The sequence below is a fragment of the Alteromonas sp. ABE4_545 genome (assembly GCF_056161325.1).
Genome location: NZ_JBSWYY010000008.1, coordinates 39,454 through 55,374 on the forward strand (window position 1 = coordinate 39,454; position 15,921 = coordinate 55,374).

The 15,921-nt window shown below is 46.7% G+C and carries 15 protein-coding genes; 1 reads left to right on the plus strand and 14 read right to left on the minus strand.

Annotated features, from left to right (window positions below):
• The 12 genes from ybeD to ACXAH6_RS09735 form a co-directional block, all read right to left on the minus strand.
• Positions 1–264, minus strand: coding sequence for a DUF493 family protein YbeD (ybeD, locus tag ACXAH6_RS09680; protein WP_474876461.1), 264 nt, complete (start codon positions 262–264; stop codon positions 1–3).
• Between the two features lie 117 nt (positions 265–381).
• Positions 382–1,575, minus strand: a complete 1,194-nt coding sequence (locus ACXAH6_RS09685; protein ID WP_474876462.1) for a serine hydrolase — start codon at positions 1,573–1,575, stop codon at positions 382–384.
• A 162-nt stretch (positions 1,576–1,737) separates the two neighbouring features.
• On the minus strand, positions 1,738–2,571 hold the full coding sequence (locus tag ACXAH6_RS09690) for a septal ring lytic transglycosylase RlpA family protein (protein ID WP_474876463.1): 834 nt from the start codon (positions 2,569–2,571) through the stop codon (positions 1,738–1,740).
• 2 nt (positions 2,572–2,573) lie between these two features.
• On the minus strand, positions 2,574–3,689 hold the full coding sequence (rodA, locus tag ACXAH6_RS09695; RefSeq protein WP_474876464.1) for a rod shape-determining protein RodA: 1,116 nt from the start codon (positions 3,687–3,689) through the stop codon (positions 2,574–2,576).
• Entirely contained in the window at positions 3,686–5,587 is a 1,902-nt protein-coding gene (mrdA, locus tag ACXAH6_RS09700; protein WP_474876465.1) for a penicillin-binding protein 2, read from the minus strand. Before mrdA ends, rodA begins: the two co-directional genes overlap by 4 nt.
• A gap of 2 nt (positions 5,588–5,589) precedes the next feature.
• Positions 5,590–6,060: a 23S rRNA (pseudouridine(1915)-N(3))-methyltransferase RlmH gene (gene rlmH / locus ACXAH6_RS09705; protein ID WP_474876466.1), complete on the minus strand. Its 471-nt coding sequence runs from the start codon at positions 6,058–6,060 to the stop codon at positions 5,590–5,592.
• Between the two features lie 46 nt (positions 6,061–6,106).
• Positions 6,107–6,424 (minus strand): ribosome silencing factor, encoded by a 318-nt coding sequence (gene rsfS, locus ACXAH6_RS09710; RefSeq protein WP_474876467.1) that lies wholly within the window; start codon positions 6,422–6,424, stop codon positions 6,107–6,109.
• Between the two features lie 21 nt (positions 6,425–6,445).
• The gene (gene nadD, locus ACXAH6_RS09715; RefSeq protein ID WP_474876468.1) at positions 6,446–7,108 is read right to left on the minus strand and encodes a nicotinate-nucleotide adenylyltransferase; all 663 of its coding nucleotides are present in this window, start codon (positions 7,106–7,108) and stop codon (positions 6,446–6,448) included.
• Positions 7,105–8,130 carry a DNA polymerase III subunit delta gene (gene holA, locus ACXAH6_RS09720; RefSeq protein ID WP_474876469.1) on the minus strand — a complete coding sequence of 342 codons (1,026 nt, stop codon included), beginning with the start codon at positions 8,128–8,130 and terminating at the stop codon, positions 7,105–7,107. Before holA ends, nadD begins: the two co-directional genes overlap by 4 nt.
• Positions 8,131–8,139: 9 nt before the next feature.
• Positions 8,140–8,646, minus strand: a complete 507-nt coding sequence (locus tag ACXAH6_RS09725) for an LPS-assembly lipoprotein LptE (RefSeq protein ID WP_474876470.1) — start codon at positions 8,644–8,646, stop codon at positions 8,140–8,142.
• A complete protein-coding gene (gene leuS / locus ACXAH6_RS09730) occupies positions 8,646–11,243 on the minus strand; it encodes a leucine--tRNA ligase (RefSeq protein WP_474876471.1) in 2,598 nt (865 codons plus the stop codon). The genes ACXAH6_RS09725 and leuS overlap by 1 nt, the downstream gene beginning before the upstream one ends.
• A 127-nt stretch (positions 11,244–11,370) precedes the next feature.
• A complete protein-coding gene (locus ACXAH6_RS09735; RefSeq protein WP_474876472.1) occupies positions 11,371–11,937 on the minus strand; it encodes an SRPBCC domain-containing protein in 567 nt (188 codons plus the stop codon).
• A 234-nt stretch (positions 11,938–12,171) separates the two neighbouring features.
• Between ACXAH6_RS09735 and ACXAH6_RS09740 the strand changes: the two genes are divergently transcribed.
• Positions 12,172–14,559, plus strand: a complete 2,388-nt coding sequence (locus tag ACXAH6_RS09740; RefSeq protein WP_474876473.1) for a Lon protease family protein — start codon at positions 12,172–12,174, stop codon at positions 14,557–14,559.
• A gap of 106 nt (positions 14,560–14,665) precedes the next feature.
• On the opposite strand, the gene ACXAH6_RS09745 is transcribed toward ACXAH6_RS09740, so the two are convergent.
• Positions 14,666–15,442: an SDR family NAD(P)-dependent oxidoreductase gene (locus ACXAH6_RS09745; RefSeq protein WP_474876474.1), complete on the minus strand. Its 777-nt coding sequence runs from the start codon at positions 15,440–15,442 to the stop codon at positions 14,666–14,668.
• A gap of 81 nt (positions 15,443–15,523) precedes the next feature.
• A complete protein-coding gene (gene yhbY / locus ACXAH6_RS09750; RefSeq protein ID WP_474876475.1) occupies positions 15,524–15,817 on the minus strand; it encodes a ribosome assembly RNA-binding protein YhbY in 294 nt (97 codons plus the stop codon).
• Between the last annotated feature and the right edge of the window lie 104 nt (positions 15,818–15,921).

A 15,921-nucleotide genomic window follows, 5' to 3' on the forward strand; every position in this document is an offset into this window, starting at 1 on the left:
TTACAATACAACCCGAACTAGTTCAAGTTTAGCAAGTTCGGTGTATATCAGCTCCATGTGTTCTTTGCTCGTTACGCGCACACTAACTGATACAGAGTGGTAGTTGCCTTTGGTACTTGGCTTTACAGTTGGCGAATAATCACCGGGCGCATGCTCTTGCAAACACGTTACTACGTGAGTGGGTAAATCTTCGTGCGCAATGCCCATCACTTTAAATGTTTGGAAAGTGGGGAAGTCGAGTAATTCGTCGAAACGGGTATCCATGAGATATCCTTTAAACAAGCTATAAAAATAAAAACGGCCGGATTGTAACAAATCTGGCCGTCCCTGAGCCAGTACTGTTATCGTACTGGCCGTGATGTTTGTAGATTTTGAGACTATTTAGTCATCCATGCCTACTTTTAACATCAAGTAATCAATCATTCGGTCAAAAAATCCACCTTCTTTCACTTCCTGAAGTGTGACCAGTGGATATTGTGCAACGTCTTCACCATCCAATTGTAGGTAGAGCGTACCGACAACCTGACCTTTCGCCAACGGTGCTTCTAGCTTTTCGTCTAACTCGAAGTTCGCTTCAAGGTTGCCAGCTTGACCACGAGGAATGGTAATGGGGGTAGATTGATTAATTCCAAGGTCTACAGTTTCGCGATCACCCATATAAATGCGGTGAGAAACAAAACTGTCGCCGGCTTTGTAAGGGGTGACCGTTTCATAGAAGCGGAAGCCATAGCGAAGCAGCTTTTTGTTTTCTACTTTACGCGCTCGCTCACTTTCTGTGCCCATAACAACAGAAATTAAACGCATATCACCTTGTTTAGCTGACGTGATTAAGCTGTAGCCCGCATCAGATGTATGGCCTGTTTTAATACCATCTACGTTTAGGCTTTGATCCCACAATAGGCTATTGCGGTTGTATTGTTTAATACCGTTGTAAGTGAATTCTTTCTGGCTGTAAATTTTGTACATCTCCGGCGTTTCGTCGATAAGCGCACGAGACAAAATAGCCATATCTCGAGGAGAGGTGTAATGGTCTGGGTCGTGCAAACCATGAGCATTCATAAAGTGTGTCGCTGTCATGCCTAAATTTGCAGCATGCGCGTTCATCATTGCTGCGAAAGCACTTTCAGAGCCAGCTACGTGTTCTGCCATGGCAACACAGGCGTCGTTGCCCGATTGCACCACAATACCTTGTAGTAGGTCAGAAACCTTTACTTTGGTACCAACTTCGATAAACATTTTTGACGAGTCGGGGAAGTTTTTAGCCCATGCATTTTCAGACACGGTCACTTCGTCGTCTAGGGTGATATTGCCCGCTTGAAGTTCTTTACCAATAACATAAATGGTCATGATTTTCGTTAAGCTAGCTGGTGCCAGCTGCATATCGGCGTTTTGTGACGCAATGACGTGCCCTGTTGCGTCATCCATAAGCACAAAGCCTTTGGCTGCAACATTGGGTGAAGGGGGAATGACCACCGCCGCCCGCGCACTGAATGTGAGCGCTGAAAGCAAGAAAGTGAAAACAGTGAGCCAGGCTGCCCATGTCGACGGTTTAGCGCAGTTTGAATTATTATGCATTGGTATTACCGTGTTTGTATTACTAAAAAGAAATCTTTATACGTCGAAAGTTTAACGTAACCATCAACGTAGGACTAGGGTTGGCTTCAAAAGTTTCTTTTGCAAGCCAGATAAGTTGGGATAAGGGAAAATAGCGCTTGGTAACGGCGGTTTTTTCATCACCTATAAATTGACTTCAACAGTGTACGCGCCGGGGTAACCATTTTGACGTAATTCGTCGAGCAACATTTTGGCTTTAAAACGGTCTTTTAAGGGGCCTAAACGCAACTTATAGATATTGTCGATAAGCGGTGTTTCACTGGGTACTTGATAGAGCGATGACAAACCAGAAGAGATGGACTCGGCTTGTGATTTATCTGATAGTGCGGCGACTTGAATGTAATAGCCAGGGATAGTGACCACCTCAACTGGCTCCGCCGGTGCAATGCCCGCATATACGTCGTAAGGAACGGTTGGATTGTTACCTACGGTAACCTGGTTGTCTTCGTCAAAGTGAATCACTTCGAGTTTAACTTTGGTTGTGCCGTGTTGATGAAAACCGAGCTTTTTCGCCGCCGCATAGGACAAATCGATAATGCGATTGGAGTGAAATGGTCCGCGGTCGTTTACTCTCACAATGGCGGTTTTACCGTTATCTTGATTGGTGACTTTAACGTACGACGGAAGCGGCAATGTTTTATGAGCCGCGGTCATGGCGAACATATCATAGGTGTCACCAATCGAGGTGAGGTGACCATGAAATTTTTGTCCATACCAAGACGCATATCCTTCTTGCACGAAGCCTTTTCCGGTTTTTAACGGCGTATAAGTTTTGCCCAATACTTCGTATCGTCGCAAATTAAACGGGCGATATGGCTCGTATTTGGGGATGGCGTCAACCAGAGCAAGTGTGGGGTAGGTAAAGTTTGGCGCAGAATCCGTTTTTTGTGTATAGCGGCTGGAGTTGGTACAACCAATTAGCAAGAATAAAGCGATAGCAAGAGCAAATAAACGCATGGTTACCGAGCCAAAAACCGTTTCTGAGTACTGATAGACATCAGCATGCCAAAACCGGCCATTAATGTCACCATTGAAGTGCCCCCGTAACTCACTAACGGCAGGGGTACGCCGACTACAGGTAAAATACCCGAAACCATGCCCATATTCACAAAAACGTAAACAAAGAAGGTAAGGGTAATGCTTCCCGCGAGTAACTTGCTGTAGGGGTCTTGAGCGCGGGCGGCGATGATCATGCCTCGGCCGATAATAAAAATATAAATCGACAATAAACCTAATACGCCCAGTAAACCAAATTCTTCACTGAATACGGCGAAGATAAAGTCTGTATGGCGCTCTGGCAAAAATTCAAGTTGTGACTGCGTGCCTGCTAGCCAGCCTTTGCCTTCTAACCCGCCTGAGCCAATGGCAATTTGTGATTGGATAATGTGATAACCTGAACCTAGCGGGTCACTCTCTGGGTTTAAGAAAGTTAACACCCGCTGCTTTTGGTAATCTTGCATTAAAAAGAGCCACATAATGGGTAAGAAGCAGCAGCCCAGTACGCCTACCGTACCGATCAACTTCCAACTCATTCCCGCCAGGAATAACGCAAAAATACCAGCGCTGGCAACTAATAATGAGGTACCCAAATCGGGTTGTTTCGCAATAAGCAAGGTCGGTACAACAACAATCATAAAGCCCATTACAATCTGCCCTAACGTCGGTGGGAGAGTGTATTTGCTGATGTACCAAGCCACCGCCATTGAAACCGCGAGTTTCATGATTTCTGAGGGTTGGAATCGAATGAAGTAGAGGTCGAGCCAGCGCTGTGCGCCCTTGCCGACGTCTCCAAACAAAAGTACGGCCATTAGCATAATAACGCCACTACTGAACACGTAAATGGAGACACCGCGTAGAGTAAGCGGAGACACTTGTGCCAGTGCAAACATCACTGAAGTTGCGATGCCCAAGCGGATGACTTGGCGTTCGACCAAGGCCATATCTTGGCCTCCGGCAGAATAAATGGTAATTAACCCCACTCCCATTAACGTGAGTAAGCCGAGCAATAACACGCCGTCAATGTGCAGCTTTTGAAGCAGTGTGGTTTTATTGGTGTGTAGTTGTTGTTTTTTCACCGACTGGCCCCTGACATACTGACTTCATCAGTGGTTGGTTCTTTTGGAAAAGTAGCAAAATACTGGTCCAGCATGGTACGCGCCACAGGCGCTGCGTTAGAGCTACCACCGCCGGCGTTTTCAAGCACGACCACAATGGCAACTTGCGGGTTGTCGTAGGGCGCAAAACCCACGTACATAGCGTTATCTCTTAGGCGCTCTTCAACGTCTTCAGCAACGTACTTTTCATTTTGACCCACAGAAAAAAGCTGCGCGGTACCTGTTTTACCAGCAGAAATATACTCTGCATTGTGAAATGCGTGCCGAGCTGTGCCGTGGGAGCGGTTCACTGTGCCGTACATAGCGTCTAGTACCGTCAGCCAGTTTTTGTCATCTTTTGCGACGATGGGGCGCAGTGTTTTGGGCGCTTCAAACTCAACATTGCCATTGTGCCAGTAGCCTCGCAAGATCTGTGGTACGGCGCGTTCACCATGATTAATCAGCGCGGTAACTGAATGCACTAGTTGTATGGGCGTGGCGGTCCAGAAACTCTGCCCGATCCCAACCGGAATAGTATCGCCGATATACCAAGGTTGATTGAACCTTGCACGTTTCCAGCCTCGACTGGGCATGTTACCGTCTGATTCTTCGTATAAATCAATACCGGTGTAATCACCAAACCCAAATTCAGACATTGCGTCGCTAATACGGTCAATACCCAACTTGTAGGCGAGGTCATAAAAAAAGGTGTCACAGGATTGTTCAATAGACTGGGTGACATTCACTTTTCCATGGCCACCGCGTTTCCAGTCTCGCCAAACATGCTTCACATTGGGGAGTTGATAACGACCATTGTCATAAACGGTGGATTCAGGGGTAATTTCTTGTTCTTCCAGCCCTAACCATGCAAGGTGAGGCTTGATGGTCGACGCGGGGGGATACTGACCTTGGGTTGCACGGTTGATCAGCGGGCGGTCGGGTGAATTCAGCAAGCGTGAGTAATCTTTATTACTAATACCATGAACAAAAAGATTGGGGTCGTAACTTGGATTCGAGTACATGGCCAACACGCCGCCTGTTTTGGGCGACACCATCACCACGGTACCACGAGAACCTTCGAGCGCTTTTTTCGCCGCAATTTGCAAGCGAATGTCGATATTCAATACGATGTCTTTACCCGGAACAGGAGGATCAACACTCAGCGTACGAATAATACGGCCTTGGCTGTTCACCTCAACTTGCTGATAGCCCACTTGGCCATGGAGTAATTCTTCGTGATATTTTTCTATACCGAGCTTACCAATGTCGTAGGTAGCGGCATAATTGGCTTCTTGCCCCGCTTCGTTAAGCTTTTGCAGGTCTTTTTTATTGATTTTTGCTACGTAGCCTAACGCGTGGGTGAGCAATTCACCATAAGGGTAAAACCGTGATAGGCGTGCTTCAATACTCACCCCAGGAAATTGATGAGCGCGTGCAGAAAACAGCGCCACTTCTTGTTCCGTTAACCGGGTGCGTAAAGCCACAGGTTTGAAGCGTCGTTGGCCCTTTAGGTCGTCGTAGAAATCGTCAATTTCTTCATCTGTGATCCCCATCAGTGTTTTTAGGTGATGCAAAGTCAGTGGCAAATCTTCAATTTGCTCAGGCACCAATTCCAAACTAAAAACAGGCCTATTTTCAGCTAACAACACGCCGTTGCGGTCGTATATCAAGCCACGGTTGGGGGCGACGGGGAGTACTTTAATTCGGTTGCCGTTTGAACGGGTTTGGTAGTCGGTAAATTTTTCAACTTGCAGCACGTATAAGTTGTGTACGACTAAACCCAACGCAAACAGCACAAATAGCATGGCAACTATTGCTCTTCGAGCAAATAAGTTGGCTTCAGCAGAATGATCGCGAATGGCTTGGCGTTTTCTGGCCATGCTTATTCTCGATGGTAGGGGTGGTTTTGGGTAACAGACCAGGCTCTATACAAGCCTTCAGCAACGATAATACGCACCAGAGGGTGGGGGAGAGTAAGTGGTGACAACGACCAACGTTGCTCTGCTAAGGCGCAACATTCAGGCGCCAGGCCTTCAGGACCGCCAATCAACAAGCTCACATCTCGGCCGTCCATTTTCCAGTTATCCAGGTGTTTAGCCAGTGTTGGGGTATCCCACGGGCGTCCCAACACCTCTAAGGTGACAACGCGATGGTTTTTACCAATCGCGGCAATCATTTGCTCACCTTCCTTTTGCAGTATTCGCTTTATATCCGCGTTCTTACCTCGTTTACCGGCGGGAATCTCGACAAATGACACAGGCATGTCAGCGGGAAATCGACGTAGGAACTCGTTCACGCCAGTGGTAACCCAATCTGGCATTTTTGTTCCAACGGCTACAATCTGTATTCGCACGGGTATAAACGTCCTTACTGCTGAGTGGTCGGTACGGCTAACGCACTTAGCCCCAGAGTTTTTCTAACTGATAGAAATCTCGGGTTTCATCCTGCATCACGTGAAGAATAATGTCGCCAAAATCAACGAGTACCCATTCTCCAGCGGCTTTGCCATCTACATTTAAATGTGGGTGGCCTGCGTGCTTTGCTTCAACAATAACGTGCTCTGCAATGGACGAAACGTGACGCTTCGAGTTGCCCGAACAGATCACAAGGGTATCTGCAATGCTAGATTTGCCTTGTACGTCGAGTTCTACTATGTCTCTGCCTTTCATATCGTCGATTTTGTCAACGATAAACGCTTTGAGTGTTGCGTGGTCCAAAAGTTCTCCTCAAATTTTATTTTAATCAGTATTGCTGCCATACAGGTGATGGCGTCTGATATAGTCTGCTACGGAATCAATAATACCGTTGGCGTGACTTGTTAGGTGTTGCACATTGTGTTGTGCAATGGTTTGTCTTATCTCAGTGGATGACACTGTGGTGAGTGTCGTATTCGCGAGAAAGACATGTCCGTGAGACGATGCTGCAAGTTGCGAAACATGATCAACGCGGTGTTGCGATAACCAAGAATGCAAAGCCGGATCGGGCTTTAACGGCCCGGTGTCACGTTTCATGACAACCAGGTGGCAATAATCCAATAATGCCTTCCATTCATACCAAGTGGGTAGATTATACAGTGAATCGTCGCCAATCAGAAAGTGTATTCTCGTTTTCGGGTTACGCCGACGCAATTCACGCAAGGTTTTTACCGTGTATGAGGGCGATGGCAAGCTAAGCTCGATGGTTTCAACATACAAGCGTGGATCTAGCGCACACATCAGTTGGGTCATCGCAACCCGATGTGTTTCATCGATGCCATTGGTGCTTTTATGCGGCGGCAATTTGCACGGCATTAGCCCTAACTGCGCTACATTGAGCAATTCTGTAACTTCTAAAGCTGGTTGGATATGGCCCAAGTGAGGGGGATTAAACGTCCCGCCTAATAGTGCTATGGCGTTACTCATGAATCAGAAACAGAAAAATGGGCGACCGGCATCGCTAAAAACAACATGCACAAATGGCACAATTTAACAAAAGGACGCTGAATGGTGGTTTGTTTAAATGCGAGGTCCGCTGCGCTGAGAGCGTGTTGAATGTCACGCAAATGGGCGTCGCTAAGTCGTTGCATAGCGGCTTGGTAAAACCCTTGTCGGTTGCGCCATATCCCCAGTTTTTGCCACTGGATATTGCCGTCTTGTTGCTGTTGCTTCAAGGTAACTAGGTTTTGCCATTCTCTAATCAGCGCCCAAATGACAATGTTCGGCTCAATACCTTCACTTTCTAAGCGATACAGCATCTTAACGCATCGCTGAGCGTTGCCTTCTAACATCACATCCATTAATTGAAACACGTTGAAGCGCGACTGATCGACTAAGGCTGATTCTAGTTTCGCTTCATCGATTTGTGTATCCGCGAAAAGCAAACTCAACTTTTCAATTTCTTGATGAGCCGCGAGCAGGTTTCCTTCGCAAAAATCAGCAATAAACTTAACGCTGCCTTGGGTGTAACGCAATTGATGGGCGTCTAACTGGCTTTGAATCCAGCTGTGGAGCTGTTTACCTTCGAGTGGGTAACAAATACTGTGAACACCAATAGCATCAAGGGCTTTAAACCACTTTGCTTTTTGTACGTCTTTGCCAATGCGTGGCCCGTGCACGACCAAAAGGGTGTCTGCAGACAGTTGCCCAGCTAACTCCGACAGCACTGCACCGCCTTCTTTACCGGGTTTGCCCGTAGGTAATTCAAGTTCAATGAGCTGTTTGCTGGAAAACAACGACAGAGCTTGAGTGGCTTCAATCAAACTATTCCAGCTAAAGTCGCCGTCGGCGACTAGAACGGTGCGTTCGTCGAAGCCCTGCTGTTTAGCATGGGCGCGAATAGTGTTGAGGATCTCAAACTTTTGTTGTGGCTCATCACCAAAAATGAGATAGCAGGATTTCAAGCCTCCCGCTATTTCTGTTGTGAATCGATTGGGATAGACCTGCATAGCGTTGGATTAAAGCGTTGAAGCTTGACTAGAGAGTAAGCGGATCATTCGGTCGGCTGCTTCAACACGCATCTCGTCAAGAACCAAATTGAGTTCTCTTGATTTAGCCAACACTTGATCTGGGTCGTCTTGATACTCTCTCAACACTTCGATTGTGGCGGGCACATGCTTTCCATCGGGGAAGGTGACCGTGTATTTTACGGTATAAACTAACTGGTATTCAGCTACCTGACCGGTTGAAAAAACAGAAAGTAATCGACGATCAAGCTTTTCAGGCGCGAGCTGCATGACAATTGCTGTTTTTTTGTATGAATCAGGCAAGCCAAAGCCGCCGTGAATTTCATATAAGTCTAAACGCTTGTCTACGGCTCTTACTAGGTCTGAATGTTCACTGGCGGCAATCAGCGCCACGTATTCCACACCTTGTGGCAGCGTTTGGCTGCCACGCAAGTGAAAACCACACCCAGCAACACTGAGTGTGGTAACAAGAACGAGTAACGTCTTGAATAGCTTCATTAGTTTGCCACGATGTTCACAAGTTTACCGGGTACGACAATAACCTTACGGATAGTTTTACCTTCAGTAAATTGTTGTACGTTAGGTTGTGACTTGGCTGCTTCTTCCACAGCATCTTTGCTTGCATCAGCGGCAACAGTAATTTTTGCACGTACTTTGCCATTAACCTGAACAATGATGAGCTTTTCATCTTCAACCAAGGCTTTTTGATCAACTTCTGGCCAAGGCGTACTTTCAATTTCAGAGCTGTGACCCAATGCTTTCCACAACGTATAGCTAATGTGTGGTGTAATTGGGTTAAGCATTTTCAGCACCGCTTCTACAGCTTCACGCATGAGTGCAATGTCTGATTCGCTCTCCTGAGGTGCTTTTTGAAGATGATTTAGCAACTCCATGATCGCCGCAATCGCAGTATTAAAGGTTTGACGGCGGCCTAGGTCATCAGTGACTTTAGCGATGGTCTTGTGCACTTCACGACGCAACGCTTGTTGGTCTTTGTTCAGCGCACTTGCATCGAGGGCAGTCGCTTCACCTGCTGCAATGTGATCTTGTACTAGTTTCCAAATACGACGTAAGAAACGGTTGGCACCTTCAACACCTGAATCTACCCACTCGAGTGTTTGCTCTGGTGGCGCAGCGAACATGGTGAACAAGCGCACAGTGTCGGCACCATATTGGTCAATCACTTGTTGCGGATCGATACCGTTGTTCTTCGATTTTGACATTTTGGTCATGCCGCCGTGAACAACCGGTGTACCGTCAGAGGTTAGCCATGATTTGGTAATGCGACCTTTTTCATCACGCTCAACACTCACGTCAGCAGGTGAATACCAAGTTTTCTTGCCAGCTTCATCTTCACTGTAGTAAGAATCGGCCAGTACCATTCCTTGACACAATAGGCGTTTGTACGGCTCGTCAGAGCTCACTAAGCCTTCATCGCGAAGGAGTTTGTGGTAGAAACGCGAATACAACAAGTGCAAGATGGCGTGTTCAATCCCGCCGATGTACTGGTCAACCGGCAACCAATAGTTGGCTTGTGTTGGGTCTAGCATGGCTTCGCCGTTTTGCGCACAAGCGTAACGGGCGTAATACCAAGACGATTCCATAAAGGTATCGAAGGTGTCGGTTTCTCTTAACGCTGCTTCGCCGTTGTAAGTGGTTTTTGCCCACTCTGGGTCTGCCTTAATCGGCGATGTTACGCCGTTCATTTCTACGTCTTCTGGCAATACAACGGGTAACTCGTCAGCAGGGACGGGCACAGACTCGCCGTTTTCCAAATTCAACATAGGGATAGGCGCCCCCCAATAACGTTGGCGGCTTACACCCCAATCGCGTAGACGATAATTGACTTTGCGCTCGCCTTGGCCTAGTTCAACAAGCTTCGCAGTAATGGCGTCGAATGCGGCTTCAAAATTAAGTCCGTCAAACTCCCCAGAGTTCACTAGCTCGCCTTTTTCGGTGAGTGCAGCTTGGGTTAAATCAAACTCTGCGTCATCGCTCGGTGTAACAACTTGCTTGATGGGTAAATCATATTTGGTTGCAAATTCCCAGTCACGTTGGTCGTGACCCGGTACTGACATCACGGCACCAGAGCCATAATCCATCAATACAAAGTTAGCAGCCCACACAGGCAAGGCTTCGCCCGTGAGTGGGTGAATAACTGTATAGCCTGTAGCAAAACCTTTTTTCTCCATTGTTGCCATGTCGGCTTCGGCAACTTTGGTGTTTTTACACTCATCGATAAAGCTGGCTAATTCAGGATTGTTTTTAGCGGCTGCTTCAGCAATAGGGTGTTGTGCAGCTACTGCCACATAAGTCACACCGTAAAGTGTGTCTGGACGAGTGGTATAAACTGAAAGTGTTTCGGTGTCTGCGACTGTATCGCTAAGTTTAAAGGTGATTTCGGCACCTTCAGAGCGACCAATCCAGTTCGCTTGCATGGCACGAACCTGCTCTGGCCATTCTTCAAGCTGCTCTAGATCAGAAAGCAATTCTTCAGCGTAATCGGTGATTTTGATAAACCACTGTGGAATTTCTTTTTGCTCAACCAATGCGCCTGAACGCCAACCGCGCCCGTCGATGACTTGCTCGTTGGCTAATACGGTTTGATCAACTGGGTCCCAGTTTACGGTTGAATTCTTTTTATATACCAAACCTTTTTCATAAAGGCGGGTAAAGAACCATTGCTCCCAACGGTAATATTCCGGCGTACAGGTGGTGACTTCGCGGTCCCAATCATAACCAAAACCGAGTGAACGCAACTGGCCTTTCATGTAATCGATGTTGGAATACGTCCAGTTAGCGGGAGCCGTGTTGTTGTTGATCGCGGCATTTTCTGCAGGAAGACCGAAAGCATCCCAACCCATAGGCTGCATGACATTTTTGCCTTGCATGCGTTGGAATCGGCTGATCACATCACCGATTGTGTAGTTGCGAACGTGACCCATGTGGAGTCGGCCACTTGGGTAAGGGAACATTGATAAACAGTAAAACTTTTCTTTGTCAGCGTCTTCGCTAACCTTAAATGACTGATTTTCTTCCCAGTGCTGTTGAACAGCCTGTTCAATTTCTTGAGGGTTGTATTGATTTTCGGCCATGTAAATCGGGCTTCCGCGTGTTAAATTCTAATTACAGCAATAAGCCGCATAGAATACCCCAGCGGCGGCTTAAGTCACAATAGCATAAGGCGATTTGGTCGCATTTAACACGTCAATTGTTGAAGAATTAATCGGATTCTTGATCCTTCGGCGTTAAAAAGCTTTTTAAGCCATTTAATTGCAGCGCTTGAACTTGGTCGACGATACGCGCTAACCCTGGCAGGTCGTCTTCATAATAGGCTTGCACATGGTAGCGCATAGCCACGCTGGTTACCCCTTGCTCTTGGGTGAGCGTAAAACTCAGCGCACCATACATGCCTAGCCCTTGTAATGGCCCCAAGCCACCGGTTAAGCGCATAGATTGATTGGGGTCGACAAAGGTCACTCGTAAATGCTCAGCAGATTTATCATCATTAAATTCGCAAAAACATCCGCCTGCCGTGGGGTCGATACTCAGCGTACTCGTTTCGCCCCACCACGTGTGATCTTTGGGCCACCAATCGTTCACGTTGTTGACCAGTGCGCGCCAGGTTGCTTCCTTTGTTGCACTGGTAGTAATGGTATTTTCTACTATAAAACCAGATTTTGATGCGGAGATAACTTCACAATAGGCGGGCATAGATAAGCCAATAAAAATACTTAGTAGGGCGGTTAAAAGCGATAGGTTGTTCAGTTTCGTGAGTGTGTTGTTCATTTTATTCTCGTTCTTAACCTTGTGCGGTTAAAATCGGTAACGGTACTTTGATTATGACACTACAATATTGATATTGGTTAGTTTTTACGCCGGTGTTTCTGTTTCAACGTATTTTTGAGAATAATCGGATGATTAATAGCGTGAATCACTGTGATAGTGACGGCGAAAGCGGTAGGATTAAACGGTCTGCCGAAGTAGACCTACAGTCATTTAAAATAACGAGTATAACAAACCATGTCTGCAACCTGGAAAGAGCTAGCGGCTTCCCAGCTAACACCAAGTTTAAATCGTCGTGCCATCAACCAAGCATTGAAAGACGAACAAGCCATTCATGCTACTTTCATCGGCCAAGAACGTGCCCGTGAAGCCCTTACCTTTGGGTTGGGTATTAACGCAGTAGGCTACAACTTATATGTAATGGGTGAGCATGCCACGGGTAGATTTACCCTGGTTAAAGACTATATAGAGCGGCAAGTGAAGCAGCTTTCTACCCCAGATGATTGGTGTTACATCAATAATTTCGAAGACGAGCGCGAACCTAACTTATTGCGCTTACCGCCGGGCGGTGCCAAACAGTTGTCTGCTGATATGAATAAGCTGGTTGATGAGTTAATCGACACCTTTCCAGCCGCGTTTGATAACCCCGGATACCAGAGAAAAAAAGCCGCTATTGAGCGTTCGTTTGAGCAGAAATATGACGATGCAATCGATGCCTTGGAGCGATATGCCCTAGCAAATGGCGTCGCCATGCATGAAGAGGGTGGAGCTATTAGCTTTTCGCCAATTATTGACGGCAAACCTATCACAGATGCGCAATTTGCTCAGTGCTCATCTCAAGAACGCGAACATTTTTATAGTCTCATAGATGATTTGGAAAATCGCTTGTCAGAGAGCTTGATTGCGCTGCCGGTGTGGAAGCGAGAGAGTTCTGAACAGTTGCGATCGCTCAACCGAGAAACAGCAGAGCAAGGGATTCGGCCCTTACTGAAAGATTTAGAACACAAGTACAGTGATGATTTAGGCGTACTCAAGTATTTGCGTCAAATGCGCCCGAGTATTATCGATACCATTATTGAACTGCTCGCTGAGGAAAGCAAAGACGACAAACCTGACGAAATTGATCGTCGAGCCGTATTTGAAGGTCACTTTGTCCCCAATGTGTTAATCGGTAACAAGTTAGATGATGGCGCGCCAGTAATTTATGAGCCTAACCCGACTTATCAAAACCTGTTTGGCAAAATTGAATATACCCACATTCAAGGTGCGGTTTATACCAACTACCGCATGATTCGCCCAGGGGCGTTGCACAAAGCCAATGGCGGGTATTTGCTGCTCGACGCTGATCACTTACTTGAACAACCCTATGTATGGGAAGCATTAAAACTCGCGGTGAAATTCGGCAAGTTGAAAATGGAAATACCCCAACAGGAAATCGGTATGGTGAATGCGGTAACACTGATGCCGCAAAGTATGGATTTAAAAGTTAAAATTATCTTGTTGGGCTCTCGAGAGCTTTATTACACATTGCAAGATTACGATAACGAGTTTGATGAACTATTTCGTGTGTTAGTTGATTTCGACCACGAGATTCCCCTCACAAAACAAACCTTATTTGATTTTGTCGGGCGGGTTAGGCGTCAAATAGCGGAGTTGGGCTTGTCGGGGATATCCGGTAATGCGATGTGTCGTTTGGTTGAGTATTCGCTGCGTATGGCGGAACACCAAGGGCAAATATCTGCTCGTTTCGCTGATGTAATTGAATTACTTAACGAAGCGCATTATTTCTGTATGAAAGCACAAAGCCAAGAATTAGCGCTGTCGCATATCGAAGCGGCATTATTGGCTAAAAAGCGGCGAACTGGGCGTGTAAGCCAAGCCTTGCTCGACGATATAAAAGAAGGGCAAGTGTTAATCGACACCACCGGTAAAGCTGTGGGGAATGTGAATGGCTTAACGGTGCTGGAAGTGGGTGACACAATTTTCGGTACGCCAGCGCGCATTACCTCTACTGTGTATGCTGGCGCGAATGGGGTAGTAGACATTGAACGCGAAGTTGAGCTAGGGCAGCCTATTCATTCAAAAGGCGTTATGCTACTCACTGGGTATTTGGGGCATAAATATGCCCAGCACTTTCCTTTAACCTTGTCTGCCAATATTGCGTTAGAGCAGTCTTACGGCCACATTGACGGCGACAGTGCCTCGTTGGGGGAATTGGTAGCGCTAATATCAGCGCTCACAGAAATCCCGGCTAATCAGGCGTTGGCGATCACCGGTTCAATCAACCAATACGGGGAAGTGCAATCGGTTGGTGGCGTTAATGAAAAAATCGAAGGGTTTTTCGCTTTGTGTCAGCACCGCGGCTTAACAGGGCAACAAGGGGTGGTGATCCCCAAATCAAACGTCACCAATTTAGTGTTAGATAAAGCAGTGGTTGAAGCGGTGAAAAAAGGGCAGTTTCACATTTATGCTGTGGCGACTGTCGATGATGCACTGAGTTTGATTATGCAACAAGAAGCGGGGCAGTTATCCAGTCGCGGGCGTTACCCGAAAAACACCATTAATTATCATGCGTTAAATCGTTTGTACAACATCGCCATGATTGTGAACGGTGGTGAAGAGTAAGACACTAGTGCACTGACTCATCAAGAACTACAACGTTGAAATGACCCCAGAATGGACTATGCCGAATGGTTCGGGGTCATCGTTAAACAACCGTGTTTTGTACGATTTATTTGGGTGTCATGCGCAATGCGCCATCGAGACGAATCGTTTCACCATTTAGGTAGGTATTAGCAATAATATGTGCGGCTAATTTGCCAAATTCTTCGGGTAAACCCAAACGCTTAGGGTTTTGCACATGACTCACCAAACCTGCCTGTACTTTCTCTGGCATCGCTAACAATAACGGGGTGCCCATGACCCCCGGCGCAATAGTGTTTACACGGATACCTAATGGCGCAAGATCTCTCGCCATCGGCAAGGTTAAACCAATAATTCCCGCTTTACTTGCTGCATAGGCGGTTTGGCCAATTTGGCCTTCATAACCCGCAATGGATGCGGTATTGATGATAACTCCGCGTTGGTTGTCGTCATCAATTGGTTGTTGTGAGGCTATTTGCTCAGCGGCTAAGCGAGCAACGTTGAACGTACCAACTAAGTTTATATCGACAGTGCGTTGGAAGTTAGCGAGTGGCGCGGCCTTGCCTTCTTTGTCCAGAGTGCGGTCAACTGCCACTACCCCTGCACAGTTAATGCAAGCGTAAATATCGCCGAAGTGTTCGACTGTGTGTTGAATGCCCTTTTTAACAGAGTCTTCATCACATACATTAACATGGCAAAAGAGGGTGTCGGCAGAGCCAAGGTTGGCAACGTGTTGTTCGCCTGCTTCTCGATTGATATCAAAAAGCGCAACGCGAAAGCCCAACGAACGTAGATGTGTCGCAGTCGCCAGGCCTAAACCTGAACAGCCACCGGTGACGATGGCGGTAGAGTGGGTTAACTGCATAATGATTCCTTTTTGTTGTTATCATTTGCAGTGTAACCCAGCCCAGATCTAAAGCGGGTGTCACCCGTTAGATTTGTCAGATTATTTTGGCAACTGAATTTTACGCTCTTCGCTTTGGCGGAAGAGGATCAGTGTGTGCCCAATCACTTGCAATTTTTCTGCTTTGGTTTCACGGATGATGGCATCCATGATCAAAGCTTTTTCTTCTCTGTCATCACTGGGCACTTTTACTTTAATCAGTTCGTGATGCGACAATGCGTTGTCAATTTCTGCAACCACCCCTTCAGTTAAGCCATTTGCACCTAGTTGTACAACGGGTTTTAGAGGATGGGCTAGGCCCTTCAGAAACTGCTTTTGTTTTGTAGATAGCTTCATTTAGTTAGTTTTTCTTACAATTAAATAATCAGATACATCTTGAAATGACGTATTCTAACGCCATTGAGTCTACAATCCTAATGACATTATTAGTGAATGACAAA